Origin of the sequence: Shewanella algidipiscicola, from assembly GCF_900380485.1 — a bacterium.
GTDB classification, from domain to species: domain Bacteria; phylum Pseudomonadota; class Gammaproteobacteria; order Enterobacterales; family Shewanellaceae; genus Shewanella; species Shewanella algidipiscicola.
In genome coordinates this window covers 857,120-874,497 of the sequence record NZ_OXJV01000001.1, presented here as the reverse complement: position 1 = coordinate 874,497, position 17,378 = coordinate 857,120, and the positions used below count along the sequence as shown (strand labels likewise).

The 17,378-nt window shown below is 43.1% G+C and carries 12 protein-coding genes and 1 pseudogene; 9 read left to right on the top strand and 4 right to left on the bottom strand.

The window, feature by feature from the left end:
- Positions 1 to 103: 103 nt before the first annotated feature.
- The 4 genes from DN599_RS03935 (at position 104) to rfbA (ending at position 4,885) form a co-directional block, all read left to right on the top strand.
- A complete protein-coding gene (locus DN599_RS03935; protein ID WP_110456316.1) occupies positions 104 to 1,891 on the top strand; it encodes a hypothetical protein in 1,788 nt (595 codons plus the stop codon).
- Positions 1,892 to 1,980: 89 nt separating this feature from the next.
- Positions 1,981 to 2,718, top strand: coding sequence for a DsbA family protein (locus tag DN599_RS03930; protein ID WP_110456315.1), 738 nt, complete (start codon positions 1,981 to 1,983; stop codon positions 2,716 to 2,718).
- Positions 2,719 to 3,005: 287 nt separating this feature from the next.
- Positions 3,006 to 3,887 carry a UTP--glucose-1-phosphate uridylyltransferase GalU gene (gene galU, locus DN599_RS03925; RefSeq protein WP_110456314.1) on the top strand — a complete coding sequence of 294 codons (882 nt, stop codon included), beginning with the start codon at positions 3,006 to 3,008 and terminating at the stop codon, positions 3,885 to 3,887.
- 98 nt (positions 3,888 to 3,985) lie between these two features.
- Complete coding sequence (gene rfbA / locus DN599_RS03920; protein ID WP_110456313.1) at positions 3,986 to 4,885, top strand: glucose-1-phosphate thymidylyltransferase RfbA; 900 nt, start codon at positions 3,986 to 3,988, stop codon at positions 4,883 to 4,885.
- Between the two features lie 52 nt (positions 4,886 to 4,937).
- On the opposite strand, the gene rfbB is transcribed toward rfbA, so the two are convergent.
- Positions 4,938 to 6,035 carry a dTDP-glucose 4,6-dehydratase gene (rfbB, locus tag DN599_RS03915; protein WP_110456312.1) on the bottom strand — a complete coding sequence of 366 codons (1,098 nt, stop codon included), beginning with the start codon at positions 6,033 to 6,035 and terminating at the stop codon, positions 4,938 to 4,940.
- 553 nt (positions 6,036 to 6,588) lie between these two features.
- Here rfbB and DN599_RS03910 point away from each other — a divergent pair.
- The 4 genes and pseudogenes from DN599_RS03910 to rfbC all read left to right on the top strand — a co-directional run bounded on the left by DN599_RS03910 (position 6,589) and on the right by rfbC (position 9,688).
- Positions 6,589 to 7,755: a nucleotide sugar dehydrogenase gene (locus tag DN599_RS03910; RefSeq protein WP_110456311.1), complete on the top strand. Its 1,167-nt coding sequence runs from the start codon at positions 6,589 to 6,591 to the stop codon at positions 7,753 to 7,755.
- A 334-nt stretch (positions 7,756 to 8,089) separates the two neighbouring features.
- Positions 8,090 to 8,230, top strand: a pseudogene (locus DN599_RS18835) (glucose-1-phosphate thymidylyltransferase); the annotation flags it as partial.
- A gap of 8 nt (positions 8,231 to 8,238) precedes the next feature.
- Positions 8,239 to 9,123, top strand: a complete 885-nt coding sequence (gene rfbD, locus DN599_RS03900; protein ID WP_110456310.1) for a dTDP-4-dehydrorhamnose reductase — start codon at positions 8,239 to 8,241, stop codon at positions 9,121 to 9,123.
- A gap of 10 nt (positions 9,124 to 9,133) precedes the next feature.
- Positions 9,134 to 9,688 (top strand): dTDP-4-dehydrorhamnose 3,5-epimerase, encoded by a 555-nt coding sequence (rfbC, locus tag DN599_RS03895; protein WP_110456309.1) that lies wholly within the window; start codon positions 9,134 to 9,136, stop codon positions 9,686 to 9,688.
- A 342-nt stretch (positions 9,689 to 10,030) separates the two neighbouring features.
- Here the strand turns inward: rfbC and DN599_RS03890 are convergent, their stop codons facing one another.
- The 3 genes from DN599_RS03890 to DN599_RS03880 are packed head-to-tail and all read right to left on the bottom strand — an operon-like array spanning position 10,031 to position 15,833.
- Positions 10,031 to 11,923 carry a DnaJ-like cysteine-rich domain-containing protein gene (locus DN599_RS03890; RefSeq protein WP_110456308.1) on the bottom strand — a complete coding sequence of 631 codons (1,893 nt, stop codon included), beginning with the start codon at positions 11,921 to 11,923 and terminating at the stop codon, positions 10,031 to 10,033.
- 24 nt (positions 11,924 to 11,947) lie between these two features.
- Positions 11,948 to 14,413 (bottom strand): peptidase associated/transthyretin-like domain-containing protein, encoded by a 2,466-nt coding sequence (locus DN599_RS03885; protein WP_110456307.1) that lies wholly within the window; start codon positions 14,411 to 14,413, stop codon positions 11,948 to 11,950.
- Entirely contained in the window at positions 14,403 to 15,833 is a 1,431-nt protein-coding gene (locus DN599_RS03880) for a glycerophosphodiester phosphodiesterase (protein ID WP_239473216.1), read from the bottom strand. The genes DN599_RS03885 and DN599_RS03880 overlap by 11 nt, the downstream gene beginning before the upstream one ends.
- 497 nt (positions 15,834 to 16,330) lie before the next feature.
- Here DN599_RS03880 and DN599_RS03875 point away from each other — a divergent pair, with 497 nt between their 5' ends.
- Positions 16,331 to 17,077 (top strand): phosphatase, encoded by a 747-nt coding sequence (locus DN599_RS03875; RefSeq protein WP_110456305.1) that lies wholly within the window; start codon positions 16,331 to 16,333, stop codon positions 17,075 to 17,077.
- Positions 17,078 to 17,378: the final 301 nt, after the last annotated feature.

Sequence of the window (17,378 nt, the reverse complement as noted above, 5' to 3'; positions counted from 1 at the left end):
ATTGCCAATTGAATGGCATTAGTTATCCTCTGGGACACGTGGACCAAATGAACGGATTTTAAAAAATTTACCGTTCATTAAAATTTTTTTACGGAGAAAATGAATGAAAAACTTAAAGAAAGCGCTAGTAGCTACTGCTGTTCTAGCAGGTCTTGCTAGTAATGCATACGCTGGTACCGAAGCGTGTTTCGAAGTGTACAAAGTACCAACGACTACTGGTGTTCTAGCTCACGACGACATCTATGCTAATGCGTCTTGTGTGGCTGATGCCGATCGTACTGGTGCAGCTGTTGATCAGTTAGAACAAACTGTTGAAGGTAAAATTGCATACGAGTTGACTAAGTCACTTGAAGTGCCATTCACTGCAATTGATACGACTAACGATCTACACATCGTTTATGTACCTACTACCGATATCCCACCAGGGACATTGATTGAGATGGAACTGTCAGGCGCTGAGTTTTTTGGCAACGCTAACCAAATCCACCTGATCAAAACTGATGACAATGTTGCTTTCGCTGCTGTTGGTTCTTCAGACGGTACCGTTGATGGCACTAACAAAGTTAAGTTCATCACTAAAGCCGGTATCACCATCGGTGCGGGTACTCGTCTAGCGCTTTCTCAAACTGCGACTGTAGCAGCTGCTGCTGATATCGCGCCAGTTGAAGTGAAAATCACTAACGACGGTTGTACCGATCCTACCTCTACTAAGCAAGTTAGCATCGCAGCTACTACGGCTAAAACTGACGGTGGCACAGGTTACGATATCCAAGGTGCAATTTCAAAAGCGCAACTTGTATTAGATATCTCTCCACAGTTCGTGACTTTCTTCGACCATGCAACTTCAGAAGCTGAAGTTAATGCTGAAAGCGCTGACAGCGCTGGCGCGGCAATCGTTGCTCGTACTGAGTTTGTATACGATGCTGCTAATGCTGATAAGCAACTGATTGCTAAGAAGTCTGAAGTTGTTTACAAAGGTCAATTCTATGACCGCGGTGCAACACTAGATAAAGCCATTACCCTAAGTGCTGATGACGAACTAGAAACTAAGTTTGTTGCAAGTGCTGACCCACGTGAAAACGTTAAAATGGCACTTTGGAACGCTCGTCTAGCTGCTACTGGTGTACTAGATACTCAAGAAGAAGTTGAAACTGGTACTGAGTACGGTGTATTTGGCGCAACACTAGCTGCTGCTGATATGTACCAGACTGAAGCTCTTGACGTGTTTACTCCAGAAGCGACTGGCGGTGACGCTGAACCTAACCCATACACTGGTACTATGGATGCAACTAAAGCATACCTAGATGGTGCTGCTTACAACGCGCTATACTATGTTGTGACTAACACTTCACCAGCTGACATCATGAACTTCAACTACAAAGTCACTACTGACTACACGTTGAACTTTGATGACAGCACTTACCTTGATCACTGTGAAACTGCTAAAAACACTCACGACATCGGTGTAAATGGTGCAGTACTTAAAGTTCCTTATGCAACTAATGCACAAGGTAACTTCGTACGTGTAACTAACGAACATACTGATGAAGCTGAAGTCACTGTAGATATCTTCGGTGAGTCAACTGACGGTAACCTAGCAAACCGCGAAGCAATCGCTGTTAGCTTAGGTAAAGTACCTGCTAAATCTTCAGTAGTTTACTTTGTACCAGATCTAGTGGCTAAAGCTGAAGCTGACCAAGGTTATGTTGGTCAAGACGGTGGTTATGCTGCTGGTGCTTTAGGTACTAACGCTGGTTCTAACGCTGTTCGTCACACTTTGACTTTCACTGTTACAGCGCCTCGTGAAACTGTTCACGGTGTATCTGTTCAACGTGTTGCTAGTGGCGACCGTGTAATGCCTGTTCTTGATTTGAACACTTGGCAACAGTAATTTATAACTTAAGGGTTCTCCCTTTGTTATAAATCGCTAATAAAAAACCTCCGCTTTAGCGGAGGTTTTTGTTTTTATAAGGAAAAATTATGTTAAAAATCAAAAGCGTTAAAAAGCTTGCTATCGCTACTATGGTGTTCTCAACTTTGGCAGGTTGCCACTCTTTTGATAGCTCAGTTGAAACAAGACTTGCTAAGTTGGAAGCACAGCAGCAACAAGACCAAGTGTTACTGCATGAAGTGACTCGCCGTATTGGTTTAGGGGAGTTGGTTAGACCAACATCGTTGAGCTTCGAGAACGCAGCGATAGAGGGTAAACTTGATGCACCGGTTGTACTCATGGAGTTTACCGATCTACATTGCCCTTATTGTAAAGAGTTTAACGATACAATTTGGCCAGAGATAGAAGAACAATATGTAGCAACGGGTAAGATGGTACTTGTCGCTCATGATTTCCCCTTGGTTTCATTACATCCAAGAGCAGGCTTTGCTGCATTAGCACTACGTTGTGCCTCAGAGCAAGCCGATTATTCAAAAGTTAAACAGAGCTTATTTGAGATGAAAGCGGCGCAAGAGGAGCAATTTGCCCAGCTTGAGCAAGATTATAACTTAGATAGTGAAAAGTTTAGAAGCTGCATGAAAGATCCTGCTATGCAGACGAAAGTGAATTCATCAGTGAAAGTAGGTCGTGATATGGGGATTAAGTCTACCCCAACTTTCCTATTAGGGCGTAATGAAAATGGTAAGCTAGTTGATTTTGAAGTGATCACTGGTGCCAAAGACAGTGCCTTCTTTATTGAAAAAATCGAGGCTATTCTAGCCAAATAGTGGCAGATACTCATCAAAGCAGGGCCTAGGCCCTGCTTTTTTTATCGAACAATAATTCCTTTACTATTGGTCAACAACCAGCTGTTTTGCTTCAAGCTTGGCAAAATGTTGAAAGCTTGGGGGCGCGGTATCCATCACATCGCTACAAAGAGATATTCGATATTGCAGATAAAGTTTATACTAGAGGTCTGTTCGCAAGTGATATCTAGCTGACGATGTTAGCTAAGCTTTACTATTAATTAATCAGAAAGTCTAACAAATTTGGGCTTTCGATCTTAAGGGTTAAGATGAAAGTTGTTATTCCTGTTGCAGGCCTTGGGACTCGTATGCTCCCCGCAACGAAAGCCATTCCTAAAGAGATGTTACCACTAGTCGATAAGCCGCTTATTCAATATATCGTTAATGAGTGCGTTGCGGCTGGCGTTAAAGAAATTGTATTGGTTACTCATGCAAGTAAGAATGCTATCGAAAACCATTTTGATACTTCTTATGAACTTGAATCTACATTAGAGAAGCGCGTCAAGCGTCAATTACTCGATGAAGTACAATCTATCTGTCCTAAAGATGTGACCATTATGCATGTGCGTCAAGGTGAAGCAAAAGGCCTTGGCCATGCGGTATTGTGTGCTAAACCTTGTATAGGTAACAATCCGTTTGCCGTGGTATTGCCTGATGTGATTTTGGATGAGTATAGCGCTGATCAAAAAAACGAAAATTTGGCGGCGATGATAGCGCGTTATAAAACAACCTTGGCTAGTCAAATTATGGTGGCACCAATACCTGAAAGTGAAGTTAATAAGTATGGTATAGCTGATTGTAATGGCGTCGAAATAGCTCCTGGTGATGCCGCTAAGATTAAGGCTATGGTAGAAAAGCCCGAAATGGATCAGGCGCCATCCAACCTCGCTGTGGTCGGCCGTTACGTGTTGTCAGAAAAAATCTGGGAATTACTTGCTAAAACGCCAGCGGGTGCGGGCGATGAGATCCAATTAACTGATGCGATCGACATGCTGATTGAATCAGATACCGTTGAAGCGTTCAACATGACTGGAAAATCACATGACTGTGGAGATAAACTTGGTTATATGGCCGCGTTTGTTGAGTATGGTCTTCGCAATGAAGAGTTAGGTGATGATTTTGCGGCGTTGGTTAAACAACTATTAAATTAGCAAGGTTGCTAAACATCCTGAAGTGCTCACTTTAATTTGTTAACGTGAGCACTTTTCGTTATGTGATAGGTAAAGTCTTTTGGGATAAGGTGGCAAGTGTGAAAGGTATCGTATTAGCTGGAGGAACCGGAACTCGATTATTTCCAATCACAAAAGGAATATCTAAACAATTGTTACCTGTCTATGACAAACCGATGATCTATTACCCTATCTCAGTGCTTATGTTGGCGGGGATTCGTGATATTTTGGTTATTACTACGCCTGAAGAACAGCATTTATTCCAACGTTTGTTAGGTGATGGTAGTGAGTTTGGCATCAGTCTATCTTACGAAGTACAGCCTAGACCTGAGGGAATAGCTCAAGCTTTCATTATTGCTCAAGACTTTATTGACGATGATGCTGTTTGCTTAGTGCTTGGTGACAATGTCTTTTATGGGCAAGGATTTAGCGAGACATTAAAACGTACTGTATCAACTTTGGAAAGTAATAATAGGGTGGGGGCAACCATTTTTGCCTATCAAGTGGATCACGTCGAACGTTTTGGTGTGGTTGAGTTTGATTCCGTATTAAATGTGCTTTCAATTGAAGAAAAACCCACAATACCGAAATCCAACTGGGCAATAACCGGGCTTTATTTTTATGATAACAGGGTGGTCGATTTTGCTAAAAGTTTGCTGCCATCAAAGCGTGGTGAATTAGAAATCACTCAAATTAATCAGGCTTATCTTGAGGACGGCCAATTGCGAGTCGAGTTGCTTGGGCGTGGTTTTGCATGGCTTGATACAGGTACGTTTGATAGCTTGCAACAGGCATCGTCATATGTGCAAACCATAGAAGCTGTGCAAGGTCTGAAAGTGGCTTGCTTAGAAGAGATTGCTTGGCGTAATGGTTGGCTAACCGATGCAGATATTAAGCGTATTGCCACACCTATGATTAACAATCGCTATGGTCAGTATCTCTTAGGGTTGGTAGCGGAAAAACGATTGTTCAATAAGTGAAATATGATAATTAGAAGCTTTGTTATCGTATTAAGTGACCACTTTTAATTATTTAAAAATCAAGGCTTTTACTTATCAGCCCTAATCTTTGCCCCTGATAACTGCCATTGAGTATATTTTGGTACCATTGCTCATTGGCCAAATACCATTGAACCGTTTTTCTGATCCCTGATTCAAATGTTTCTTGGGGTTGCCAATCCAGTTCACTGGCAATTTTGCTGGCGTCTATGGCATATTTCAAATCATGACCGGGTCTATCTTTTACATACGTGATCAAACTAGCAAAAGCGCTATTATCTTTTTTGCAGACTTTCTCAGGTTTGTTAGTGATCAACTCATCTAAGACTGTACAGATAGCGGTAACCACCTCAAGATTCGTTTTTTGATTAAAGCCACCAATATTATAGGTCTCACCCGTTTTCCCTTCAGAGACCACTTTATACAGAGCTCGTACATGATCTTCAACATACAGCCAATCTCTTATCTGCTGGCCATCCCCATATATTGGAAGAGGATTGCCTGCTAACGCATTGATAATAACCAGTGGGATTAACTTTTCAGGGAAGTGGTATGGCCCGTAGTTGTTTGAACAGTTAGTGATGATGACTGGAAGTCCATAGGTTCTTTGCCATGCACGAACTAAGTGGTCTGAACTCGCTTTCGACGCTGAGTAGGGAGAACTAGGGTCATAGGCTGTTTTTTCGGTGAACATGTCACCTGAGTTTCCTAGATCACCATATACTTCATCGGTAGATATATGATGAAAACGGAAAGCCAGTTTGAGATCTTCATTTAAGTGTTGCCAATATTCGCGGGCAACTTCTAATAAGTTGTATGTGCCGACGATGTTAGTTTGAATAAACGCAGCAGGCCCATCTATCGAACGATCAACATGTGATTCGGCCGCTAGGTGCATGATGAAGTCAGGTTTATGCTGTTTAAAAGCCTGTTTCATCGCTTGATTGTCGCAGATGTCGGCGTGAATAAAAGTATAATTCGGGTGGTTGGCAATACTATCGAGTGAACTTAGGTTACCGGCATACGTGAGTTTATCTATATTGATAACTTTGGAGTCTGTATTTGAAATTAGGTAGCGGATCAATGCACTGCCGATAAAACCTGCCCCACCTGTGACTATGATAGTTTTCATCTTTTAAACCCGTTGTTTCTTTGAAAGTGCTACTGGCACCGCATATTATAACGTCTAAGGTATTCTAGGTTCAGTGCCGTTGCTTAATTTACCAAAAAATCATGCCATTTTTGGCTAAAGCGGTTTCAATATCGTTTTCAAGTAGGGTATTGGGGTTTTGTAATGAGGTGCTTAGCAAACTTTTAACGTTCTCAAAGGCACTTGTCGATGTTTTTAATGATAATTTTTTCTCTGTAACGTTTTACTCTTTGTTAAGTGAATTTTGCTTAGATGACTAGACTGCAATCCACTCGCCTCGATTAACACGTTTTTGTCTCGAACAACATTCAACCAGCAAAGATCAACAGGCCCTAATAGTTGACGGGATAGTGGATGCTTTTTCTCATAAAAGAGGCCGTTATATTTTAAGTCTTTAGCGGGTAAAAGGGGGGGAGAAACCAGTTAATTTCTCAACATCAAAGTGCCTATGCAACGACTGTTTTGTGCAACATAGCCGAGACTTTTTGCTTTTGAGATGGTAACGTACGCGCATATTTTTTGGGAAGGTTTTAAAATGAAAATTGCTATTGCTGGCACAGGTTATGTTGGCTTGTCTAACGCCGTACTATTAGCGCAACATAATGAGGTTGTTGCTGTTGATATTATTGAAGAAAAGATCGCGCTAATCAATGATAAGAAATCGCCAATCGCTGACAGTGAGATTGAGTATTATTTGGCGACTAAATCATTAAATCTGACCGCGACGAGTGACAAGCAATTCGCTTATACAAATGCTTCTTATGTTATTGTAGCAACACCAACAGATTATGATCCTGAAACAAACTACTTTAATACTAGCTCAGTCGAATCTGTGATTAAAGATGTATTAACAATAAATTCAAATGCTATTATCATTATCAAGTCGACTGTTCCTGTCGGTTACACCGAGAGTGCTCGAGTTAAGTTTTCCTGCGACAATATTATTTTTTCTCCTGAGTTTTTACGTGAAGGTAAAGCCTTGTACGATAACCTCCATCCTTCTAGAGTGATCGTAGGTGAACGTTCACCCCGTGCGGAAGTGTTTGCATCTTTACTAACTCAAGCAGCTGTTAAACATGATATTCCGGTTCTATTAACAGATTCCACTGAAGCTGAAGCTGTTAAGCTATTTTCAAATACCTATTTAGCTATGCGTGTCGCTTACTTCAATGAACTGGATACCTATGCAGAGAGTCATGGGTTAAATGCAAGACAAATTATAGAAGGTGTAGGTTTAGATCCAAGAATTGGAAACCATTACAATAATCCTTCATTTGGTTATGGTGGGTATTGCTTACCTAAAGATACTAAACAGTTACGAGCAAACTATGCTGATGTGCCTAATTGCCTTATCGGTGCAATTGTGGATGCTAACACTACCCGTAAAGATTTTATCGCTGACGCAATCATAAAGCGCAACCCTACCACAGTGGGGATTTATCGCTTAATCATGAAGAGTGGTTCCGATAACTTTAGAGCCTCTTCAATTCAAGGTATTATGAAGCGTATTAAAGCTAAAGGCATCGAGGTCGTGGTATATGAACCCGTGCTTGAAAATACTGAGTTCTTTAATTCAAAAGTAATAAAGAATGTCAATGAGTTTAAGAAAATTGCAGATGTTATCGTGTCAAACCGTATGGTTGATGAACTAAATGATGTTGCCGATAAAGTATATACTCGCGATTTATTTGGTTCAGATTGATTATATTAAGCTTTATACGTTGAAAGAAAAACAGTAATTAAATTTAAATTGCATTGGCCTGGCTAAATCTCCCTATGATGAAAGAAAGCTATCGTTTCTTCTTATTGGGGAGTTGTTAGTATGAGTTTTTAGTATTATGCCGTTTGCCATTATCAAGCGTTTTTTGAGTTATTGTCCAAGTTGTGTTTTTATTCCGGCATGCCAGCATTTTTTTTCATGCAATAAAAAAAGCGATACAATATACCCATCACACCCTTACGTTTGAAATGGTTATGAACAAAGGGTGGGGCGTTAAGAGTCGTCTTTTATGTAACGTATTGAGAGTGTTTAAGCACTTAAAGTGGCGTGTTTAGAAGAGATCGCTTGGCGTAATGGCTGGCTGACGAGAGAGCAGGTGTTAAACATTGCTAAGCCTATGATGAAAAACGAATATGGCCAGTATCTTACTCGGCTCGTTACAGAGAAAAACAGGTAGTTTCATAGATGAAAATACTGGTTACTGGCTGTAATGGCCAAGTCGGTCGCAGTCTAACAAGGTTGCTTGCTCAACGTGACGCTATGGTGGTGATTGCCGCCGACAGAGATACCTTAGATATTACCGATAACAGCGCGGTAGCGGCGTTTATATTGGCTAATGCCCCCGATATTATTATTAATGCCGCGGCTTACACTGCGGTCGATAAAGCCGAAGATGAGGTTGAGTTAGCGTTTGCCATCAATAGTGATGGCCCTAAGTTTATAGCGTTAGCGGCGCAACAGATAGGCGCAACCTTATTACATATTTCCACCGATTATGTGTTTGCTGGCGATAAACAGGGGCTTTATCAAGAAAGTGACAGCCCAGCCCCACAGAGTGTGTATGGCGAGAGTAAGCTTGCCGGTGAGCGTGCCGTCATGCAGTTGTGTGATAAACATATCATTATGAGAACCGCTTGGGTGTTTAGTGAGCATGGTAATAACTTTGTCAAAACCATGCTTCGCCTAGCCGACATGCGCGACAGTTTGAGCATAGTGGGGGATCAGTTTGGCGGCCCAACGTATGCCGGCGATATCGCCAGTGCGCTGCTCACCATCGCCGATGCGATTGCTACGCAAGAGCCGATTGAATATGGGGTTTATCACTATTCAGGTTTACCGCATGTGAGTTGGTATGAGTTTGCTGACGCTATTTTTGATATTGCGGTCAATGAGTCACTTATCTCTAACAAGCCCAAGTTGACTCCGATCCCCACTCAAGAGTACCCCACACCAGCCAAGCGCCCAGTTAATTCAATGTTAGATACGGCTAAAATTACTCAGCACTTCGGTATCGAGGCGAGCGACTGGAAACAGGTGCTTAACACCAATATACACGCATATAAAGGTTGATAGTTACGTTATGAAGGTTATTGATACAGCGATCCCAGATGTGAAAATTATCGAGCCTACGGTATTTGGTGATGAACGTGGTTTCTTTATGGAAAGCTGGCACCAACAGAAATTTGAACTGTTAGTCACAGGTAAACCAACTTCTTTTGTGCAAGATAACCATTCGAAGTCCAAAAAAGGAATTTTGCGTGGTCTGCATTACCAAACTGAAAATACTCAAGGAAAGTTAGTACGTGTCATATCGGGTGAGGTGTTCGATGTCGCGGTTGATATTCGTAAAGGCTCACCAACGTTTGGCCAATGGGTAGGGGAATATCTATCGGCTGACAATAAACGGCAACACTGGGTACCTGAAGGGTTCGCCCACGGTTTTTATGTCATCAGTGACGAGGCGGAGTTTGTCTATAAATGCACTAACTTTTATCATCCTGAGAGTGAAATTTCGATCGCTTGGAATGATGCAGACATTGGCATAACCTGGCCTATGAATGCAGAAGTCCCCACTCTCTCGAGTAAAGATTCTACGGCAATGAGCCTACAAGCATATATAAAGGCGCATTGTTAGTGCTGATTACTTTTGGGTGCCATCGATAAATTGATCACTGATAAGCGTGTTATCGATGCCTTAATGCTGCAGTCTTTGCCGATCCTAAATTAAGGCACAAGATGTGTATTCCCCCCTGAGCTTGATGGTTAACCCTTGCGGTATGCTTGTAATTTGATTAGTGAGTGTTCGATGATTTTAATTACCTTATGGAAATAACCGTATCTGGATATTTCACCGCTCATATTGTTGTTCAATATGAGCGCGCCAGTGGGATAGCGCTTGTTGCAGTAAAAGTAAAACGCCGCCAAAACCCATGGGGTGAGGCGGCGTAGCTAGGATTACTTATTAGACGTGAGTTTCTTAGCGCTCCATATTCATCGATTTTAGCAGCACAGGACTGTTGTAATCTGCAACTTTTGATTTGGCATTATTCCAAAAATGTCGGCGAGTCAAAAAATAGCCAAATAAAAGCGATAGCAATAAAATTTCAACCAGATTATAGCGAATAAATAGCAAGGCAGACGTTAGGAGTCGACCAAGTTCTTCGAGATACTTAATTTGGTCCGCTGTCTCTCCAAATGCACCATTTAGCAAGGCTATCGCAAATTGTATCGCAATATACAGTGCCGCTGCGACGACTAAACCAATAGGCTTTAAGTACCACTTTTTAGGTTTGCTGACACCAAGCACTAATAGATAAAGGCCAGCAAAGAGCGCACCGCCAGTTAACGCATCGATAAGCTGTGGTGGGTGTTGAAATGCGTTTAAGGTGTTGTAATAGAGGCTCAGAGCGACATGGGGGAAAAGTAGTGTGACCCCTAATGCCAAGGTTAAGGTTTTTCCCTTGCCGATGTTTTTCCAATAGTAACGCTTTATCAATTGATAACTAAGATAAAATAATCCTAATACCATGACATAGTTGGCCAAGGGATGTATGCCAAACAAGGCAAAGTCTGCTGTGAGTACGGCTAAAACCCATTGAGGGTATTCCATGATCCCCATTCTCATTTGTGTCTCATGGGCAAACTGTGGAAACAGCAATGCGATGATGATGCCCAAGGTAAGGAACCAGTAGCCATATTTAACGAAACGACCCAGCATGTTAGGGATGATCCCCTTAACACTTTGCTTTTTAAGCTGCTCTATTAGACTGTTATAATTAGCGAGCACGGCATCTTTGATGTCTGTCGATACCCAGTTTTCCTTTAACAGGGCTATATCACTCTTGGTCGCATCCGCTTCTAAAATGTTTTTAATGGCGGGTGTCGCGAGTGCATCTGCATCATGACTTTTATTGCCTGCGCCGAGTCTTTGGCCTACTTGCCATACGGCAGGATCGTAGATGCCGCCTGCGTCATGGGTCAGGTTTTGTTTACCTGCGAAGCACATTTTGGTGTTTACTTTATCTATGCTGGCGGTAAATTGCAGTGTCGGTAAGGTGGCTGTGAATGCGTAAACAAAGGTGCAACCATCAAGATCGCCTTCTACATCGACCTCTGTAATATCGGTAAGTCCATGAACAAGGTTGAGCCCTGTACGTTTGATAAAATCGCCAGTCCACTCATGGTAGTCGCTGCTGGTATATTTCCATTTTGAACTACGTTTAGCTTCACCATCTATGGTGTAGCTGTAATAGAGGTAACCCCCGCCATTACATGTTTTACAGGTGATATCACCAGTACCATTACAGCTTGAACAAGTACTGTTACCGCTACCATAGCATGAGGAGCAAGACTCAGTGGTGTACACGGTTCGGTCGTTATAACTGTCATACTTACTCACACTCTTGCGACCGCTACCATTACAGGAATAACAGTTCGATTTTCCACTGCCATAGCAGCTACGGCAAGTTGTACAGCCGGTGCCACTACAACGACTGCACATATCTTGACCGACATAAGTATTAGGTGCTGAGTTTAAGCGGGTATTTTTGATTAGAAAGTTTTGTGATATATCAGGCCCCAAAATATTAATAAAGCGCTCATTGAACAGTGGGTCTCTGCCACTGACATATTCTTTTGCTGCTTTATTGGCCTCATAACTCGCATCCGAAGAGGTGCCACAGTTAACGCCCGCGGGGCGACGACTGCCATGGTCATGGGCGTTAACGCCAATTTCAATTCTCCAGCCAAATGTAACATGCAGTTGCGCTTGTTTGGCTTGTTCATCCGACAAGATCACCGGCACATCCACTCCGGTGAGTTTCTCGCCGTTATTGCTAATAAAATCTTGAAACTGTTGTAACTGACTCATGTGATTGCCTCTATTGATCACAGGTTAAAGTTTGATGGTAAATTGGGTTTGGTCTGTTTTTAAATACACCCATTGCCGTACTTCTTGATGGCCTGGTGCACTGACTTTGATGTCGTACCCGCCTGGCGTTAAAAGCATGCCGGCTTTATATGCTGGCTTAATGTTCATCACAGAAATCTTAGCGTTAGCGACATTGGTATTTATCGTCAGAGGCAGCTTTAAACCTAGCTTGTCTGAGTGGGCATTCGCCGCGACTTGAGTTATTTCGTGTTCAGGTAACACGGCCAAATCAAACTTATTAAGGGGATCGCTGACAGCATAAAAGCCTTTGGTGATCCCCAAATTTTTATCGATAGCGGAGCCGATAGGTTGTACCAATGGTTGGGTTACTAATAACCATTTAAGTGCGAATGAGACACTAGCTGAATCATGCTTCTCCATCTGGTCGAAGAAGTAGTTCATGGCCGAGTCATCCATGGTGTACTCGTTATCCCCTATTGACATAGGCACAATGAATATCGATGCCAATAACATCATGGTGATTGCCGGTTTTATGTAGGGCTTATTTTTCTTCTCGGCGGATGTAGCCCGTTTGGCTTGCACCAGTTCCATTAATTTCATTGGCAGTTTGAGTACGGTTAATAACACTAACGCTAAGCTTATCGACATCGAAATAGGAGGGATGATGGTGGCTCGCAGTGCAGACTTACCTGTGGATTCAAAGGCTCCGCTGTCAGCAAACTCTGCTTTTTGTGCCTCTAAAACATTGAGGTACTCGGTGGTTTTACGTTGAATGTTGGGGTCAATTATGTGTTGTTTAAATTGACGATTATTCCAATCTGCTAGGGTCGGCTGCACATAGAGATCGCCCATACGTTTAGCAATACGCAGCTGGATATCACTGTGGCGTTGGAACTGAGTCCAGCTCAGGTTAGGGGCCATATCTATGTGCTTAGCGCGCATCTTGTTACGCCACTGGCTATCGGCCTGCTGGCGAACCTTTCTCGCTACGGCATTATCGAACGTGCGGCGGTCGGTGAGCGACCAGGAGGTTGGTAGAGTTAACCCCTTTTGCTGTAGCTTGTTATTGACCTTAACGCTTGTTAATTCATGTATTCTGAAGGTGTGTAGCGAGTCGATCCCTAACGGATAGCCTCCTGACTCTTTAATAAAGTCAGGCTCCATTTTTATCATTAACACTCGTTTATAGTGATTTACATCATTGGTGTACACCATGCGGTGATCTTTAAAGCCAGCGTCGCCACCTGTTACTGCATCAGCCGCCTGCAAGGCGGTATATAACCCAAAGGTCATCACTCCGGCAATGAGAGAGTTGCCTATGTTTTCTGCCGTAGAGACCTCTTCTCGAACGAGCCAGTCATTAGGAGGGATATAGGGGATACTGTATTTTTTTATCTCGCGGTCATAGCCATCTTGTAGGCGCTCGAAACAGCGGTCACGGCTGCGGCCCTTGTCCCTATCGGCACATTTTTTACGGCGCTCAAAATAGTCATAGATCTTAGGAGCGATCTGCTGGGCACGCGAATCCACCCGCGCTTCATAGGCGGTGACCCCTTGTTGGTATTTCTCCCAACCTTGCTTAATTTGATTTTGGACATCTAACCAATACTCATCTGCACGTTCAGGTGAACTTGCAATTGTTTGATTATATTTGGCAGACCCTTGGGCATACGCCTGATACTTGTCTCTTAATGTTTGGCGAAACTGGTCATAATTTTGGTAATGGCTATCGAAGTTTGACATCGCTTTATCACGGACAAACTTCTCCATAATCATGCGTTTCTTTTGTGATAGCTCACTGATTAGCTTGTCGTCCGCATAGACTAACCCACCAAATACGGACAAAAAGGCTTTTTCTGTACCACTGTGGGCTTTATCGGGATCGTATTGAATACCTTCAAATTGGATCGACTTTTCGATTAAGGCACTGCGCAATACTTGAGAGAGATACGCCTGTTGACGCTCTTCCGGTGTCGAGGCATCGATAATAAAATGATCCACCAACCACTTTTGTCCAAAGAATACGCTCGGCCAGACGATTAAAGCGATTACAGTAAAATACCCGAGTGCACGGCCAACCTTGGCGACTTTTTTGCCCCTTAAAAGCAGATCGGCAAGCAGTAAGGTGACGCCGATACCACTAATGGTTCGACCAAACAGTTCGACTGCCCTTAGCTCTTCATCACTCGAATTATGTCCGCCAGCGATATCGGTCAGGGCGGCGTTAAATACCGCTTCAGGAAAGAGATAGAGTACCGAGCAGATGAACATAAGCAGCATCCACCAAAATGGTTGGCCTGTGCTGGCTATCTGCTGCTCAATTTTTTGCTGTTTTTGTTGTTTAACCGCTTTTGATTCTAGTTTTTTTTGCACCTTTTTTAGCTGTTCTTCTGCCGCCGCCATCTTGCTCTGTGTGGGGGCCGTGTTAAGTAGCTCTGTGGCAAATGGGCTGTGTTTTTTATCGGTCATTGTGACTACTTGGTAGAGTTAATATTATGGTTTTACTGACGCTTGTTTCCAGCGGTTCATCGACAATGGTAGGAAACGCATGGGGATTGCTTAATGGGGCAGTATGCTTAGTCGATGCCTGAGTCGTTTTCGCTGGTGTTTGGTTGTTAGCAATCGCTTTCAGTCCGTCGTTTAATGAGATGTAGTAACCCTCTTGCTGATATCCTAGCATTTCGTTGAAGCGATCGAAGTCAGCATCCATAGGCAGTGAGGCGATGTATTGCCCCGTCAGGCTGACCGGTTGGTAACGTTTGCTAGGTTGCGCCCCTTTAAATAATTTTTGGCAAATTTGATAGGGCGTGCTGTCGACAATGATCCCGTCGGGCAGTTTTGTGCGGGATAAGCTTTTAAGCTTTGATTGATGATAGTCAGTGCCATTAATTGAGTAAGTGTACACTTTCATACCGTAGCGCTTAGCGCTGGTTACTACACTGGGGTTTTGCATATAACTGCGAATATCAAGATGCAAACCGGAATTGGGCCCGATGCGCTTAATGATGCTGTTAAGGCCTGAAGAGGAGGCGTAATTCTGATAGCGTGAACGGTACCGTTTAGTCCCATATTTACCGGCTAGCTCTAGGTGGTTTTGCTTATCTTGATAGAAAGCATCGTTTTGTGTCGCTTTGCGCAGATCACTACGCAGTTTTTCTACGCTACTAGGATGGGCACCTTGCACAAAACCGAGGTAAACGGTGGGATTTATCCCTCTTAATTTTTCTAAAACGTCGAGATCTGCAGCCGAATAGTAATATCCACCAAGGCCAATGGTGAGGCGTAACATATGATCTAACTCGGCGAGATCGTGTCCATTCGCAGCGGATTTAATTTCAACATTGAGTTGCTGCTTAGTGCTGCGACGATAAATGGCAAAGGCATTAAATGCTTCGTAAGCGGTGATCGGACGGACATCTAACAGTGTATTCGACTTTTTATCGCGCAACTTAAGATTGGCATATTGCTGTCGACTCATTTGTTTAAGTTTATGGCGCTCGCCAGTGTAATACACCGTTGCTCGGCCAGTTTGGCTGTCGTGATGATTAACCCAGGTGCCATCCTTTAGCTGCATGACGTCGATTTCAACACTATCATAGTTATCCTTCAGGGCTTCGATGATTGCGCTGGCGCTACTTTCTGGTAAACGAAAGTCACCTCGATGAGCCGAAATATCTAATGGACATTGGGCTGTAGACACCATCTTGATATTGCCATTATCGGCAAGGTACAAATTGCGATCGCTCAGCGCCAACTGAATATCGACCATATCGAGTCCATCGACTTTTACGTCGCTGGGCAGGTGGCCCAATGAATATGGGATAATTTTAGCGGGGGGAGGAAGCTCATTTTGAGTGGATGCACAGCCCGACAGTGCAAGCAGTGCCATAAACAACGCCGCGCAACCACGACGAGATTTCCATAGGTAATTTACCATAGTGATAAAATTAAACGTTATTAATAATTAAAGTCTTATAGTTAATAATAATAAATTAAAACAGACTCTATTCATAGTTTAGGGATTGAGTTTGTTGAAAATATTTCATTATAACCAATACGTTACGTGGTCACCTATTAATCAATTAAATCGGTTTAATAAAACACTTTGAGCAATTTCAGCGTTCCCCTCTTCAGATTAATTCCTTTACTGCAGAGGATAGGTTTAAACAGGTTACAGTGAGTGCATATGCATATTATCTATTTACGTGTCTGAAAGGATCGTTAGCTAACAAACACCAACAGGCAGTCGATTGTCTATTACCGTCTTCCATGAGTGCTGTATTCATTATCTGAATTCAAGTTTTGCTTTTACAAAAACCATGGAGAAAGGCGGGTTAAAATAGTAGACTTGAAGGCAATTTTTCGACTCAGGAAATGAGGCTTATCATGAAATTTCTCGTTGATGTTCATGCGCATACCATCGCCTCCACTCACGCCTATAGCACAATACACGATTACCTTAGCGTGGCGAAAGAAAAGGGCATTAAGCTGTTTGCCATTACCGACCATGGCCCAGATATGGCCGATGCGCCGCACTTTTGGCACTTTGTGAATATGCGCGTGTTACCTAGGATGGTTGATGGTATTGGTGTGCTGCGCGGTATCGAAGCCAATATCAAAAACGAACAGGGTGAAATTGACTTTTTTGGTGAATATTTACAAGAGCTGGATATCGTACTGGCAGGTTTCCATGAGCCCGTTTTCCCACCTTCGACTAAAGAGGCCCACACCCGGGCACTGCTCAACACCATTGAAAGTGGTCATGTCGACATTATTAGCCATCCTGGTAATCCGGCTTATCCCATTGACATTAAGCGTGTCGCTGAGGCCGCTGCGGCCCATAACGTGGCGCTGGAGATCAATAACTCCTCTTTTTTGACATCCAGAAAAGGCAGTGTAAATAACTGCACTGAGATTGCCAGAGCGGTAAAAGCGGCTGGAGGACTCCTAGTGATGGGCTCTGACTCCCATGTTGCTTTTAGCTTAGGGGGCTTTGATAAGGCGATAGACATTATTGAGGCGGTGGCATTTCCAATGGAGCGCTTACTCAATCGTAGCCCCGAAGCGTTATTGTGTTTTCTTTCTGCAAGAGGGCATAAGTCGCTCGATGAATACGCTGTGTTAATCGAATGATATCTCTATCTCGCGTCTTAACTCCTTGTTAAGTCGCGACCTCGTTTGCTTCCCTTAAAATGGTGCAGGCTTGGGGACTCAAACGCTATGAGGGCTAGCGGGTGGCGATGATGCTTTTATCGCTGCTTGTCGCGAGTTTGTGAGCGCTAACATCAACAGAAATAGGCTGAATTTTAGCATATGCTATGGCAGTGTGCTTCATGTCAGCTGATGATGTTACCCATTAAGAATGGCCCTCTCGCTTCTATTTAATGTTGATGACAATCTCTTCGTTAAACCTAACCCCTTATTGCGAGCTAGA

What these genes read in the sequence shown, in the direction of transcription:
- DN599_RS03885 (WP_110456307.1), bottom strand. Translation starts at nt 14,413, where the DNA reads ATGACCGATAAAAAACACAGCCCATTTGCCACAGAGCTACTTAACACG.
- galU (WP_110456314.1), top strand. Translation starts at nt 3,006, where the DNA reads ATGAAAGTTGTTATTCCTGTTGCAGGCCTTGGGACTCGTATGCTCCCC.
- DN599_RS03910 (WP_110456311.1), top strand. Translation starts at nt 6,589, where the DNA reads ATGAAAATTGCTATTGCTGGCACAGGTTATGTTGGCTTGTCTAACGCC.
- DN599_RS03930 (WP_110456315.1), top strand. Translation starts at nt 1,981, where the DNA reads ATGTTAAAAATCAAAAGCGTTAAAAAGCTTGCTATCGCTACTATGGTG.
- DN599_RS03890 (WP_110456308.1), bottom strand. Translation starts at nt 11,923, where the DNA reads ATGAGTCAGTTACAACAGTTTCAAGATTTTATTAGCAATAACGGCGAG.
- DN599_RS03875 (WP_110456305.1), top strand. Translation starts at nt 16,331, where the DNA reads ATGAAATTTCTCGTTGATGTTCATGCGCATACCATCGCCTCCACTCAC.
- rfbC (WP_110456309.1), top strand. Translation starts at nt 9,134, where the DNA reads ATGAAGGTTATTGATACAGCGATCCCAGATGTGAAAATTATCGAGCCT.
- rfbD (WP_110456310.1), top strand. Translation starts at nt 8,239, where the DNA reads ATGAAAATACTGGTTACTGGCTGTAATGGCCAAGTCGGTCGCAGTCTA.
- DN599_RS03880 (WP_239473216.1), bottom strand. Translation starts at nt 15,833, where the DNA reads ATGGCACTGCTTGCACTGTCGGGCTGTGCATCCACTCAAAATGAGCTT.
- DN599_RS03935 (WP_110456316.1), top strand. Translation starts at nt 104, where the DNA reads ATGAAAAACTTAAAGAAAGCGCTAGTAGCTACTGCTGTTCTAGCAGGT.
- rfbB (WP_110456312.1), bottom strand. Translation starts at nt 6,035, where the DNA reads ATGAAAACTATCATAGTCACAGGTGGGGCAGGTTTTATCGGCAGTGCA.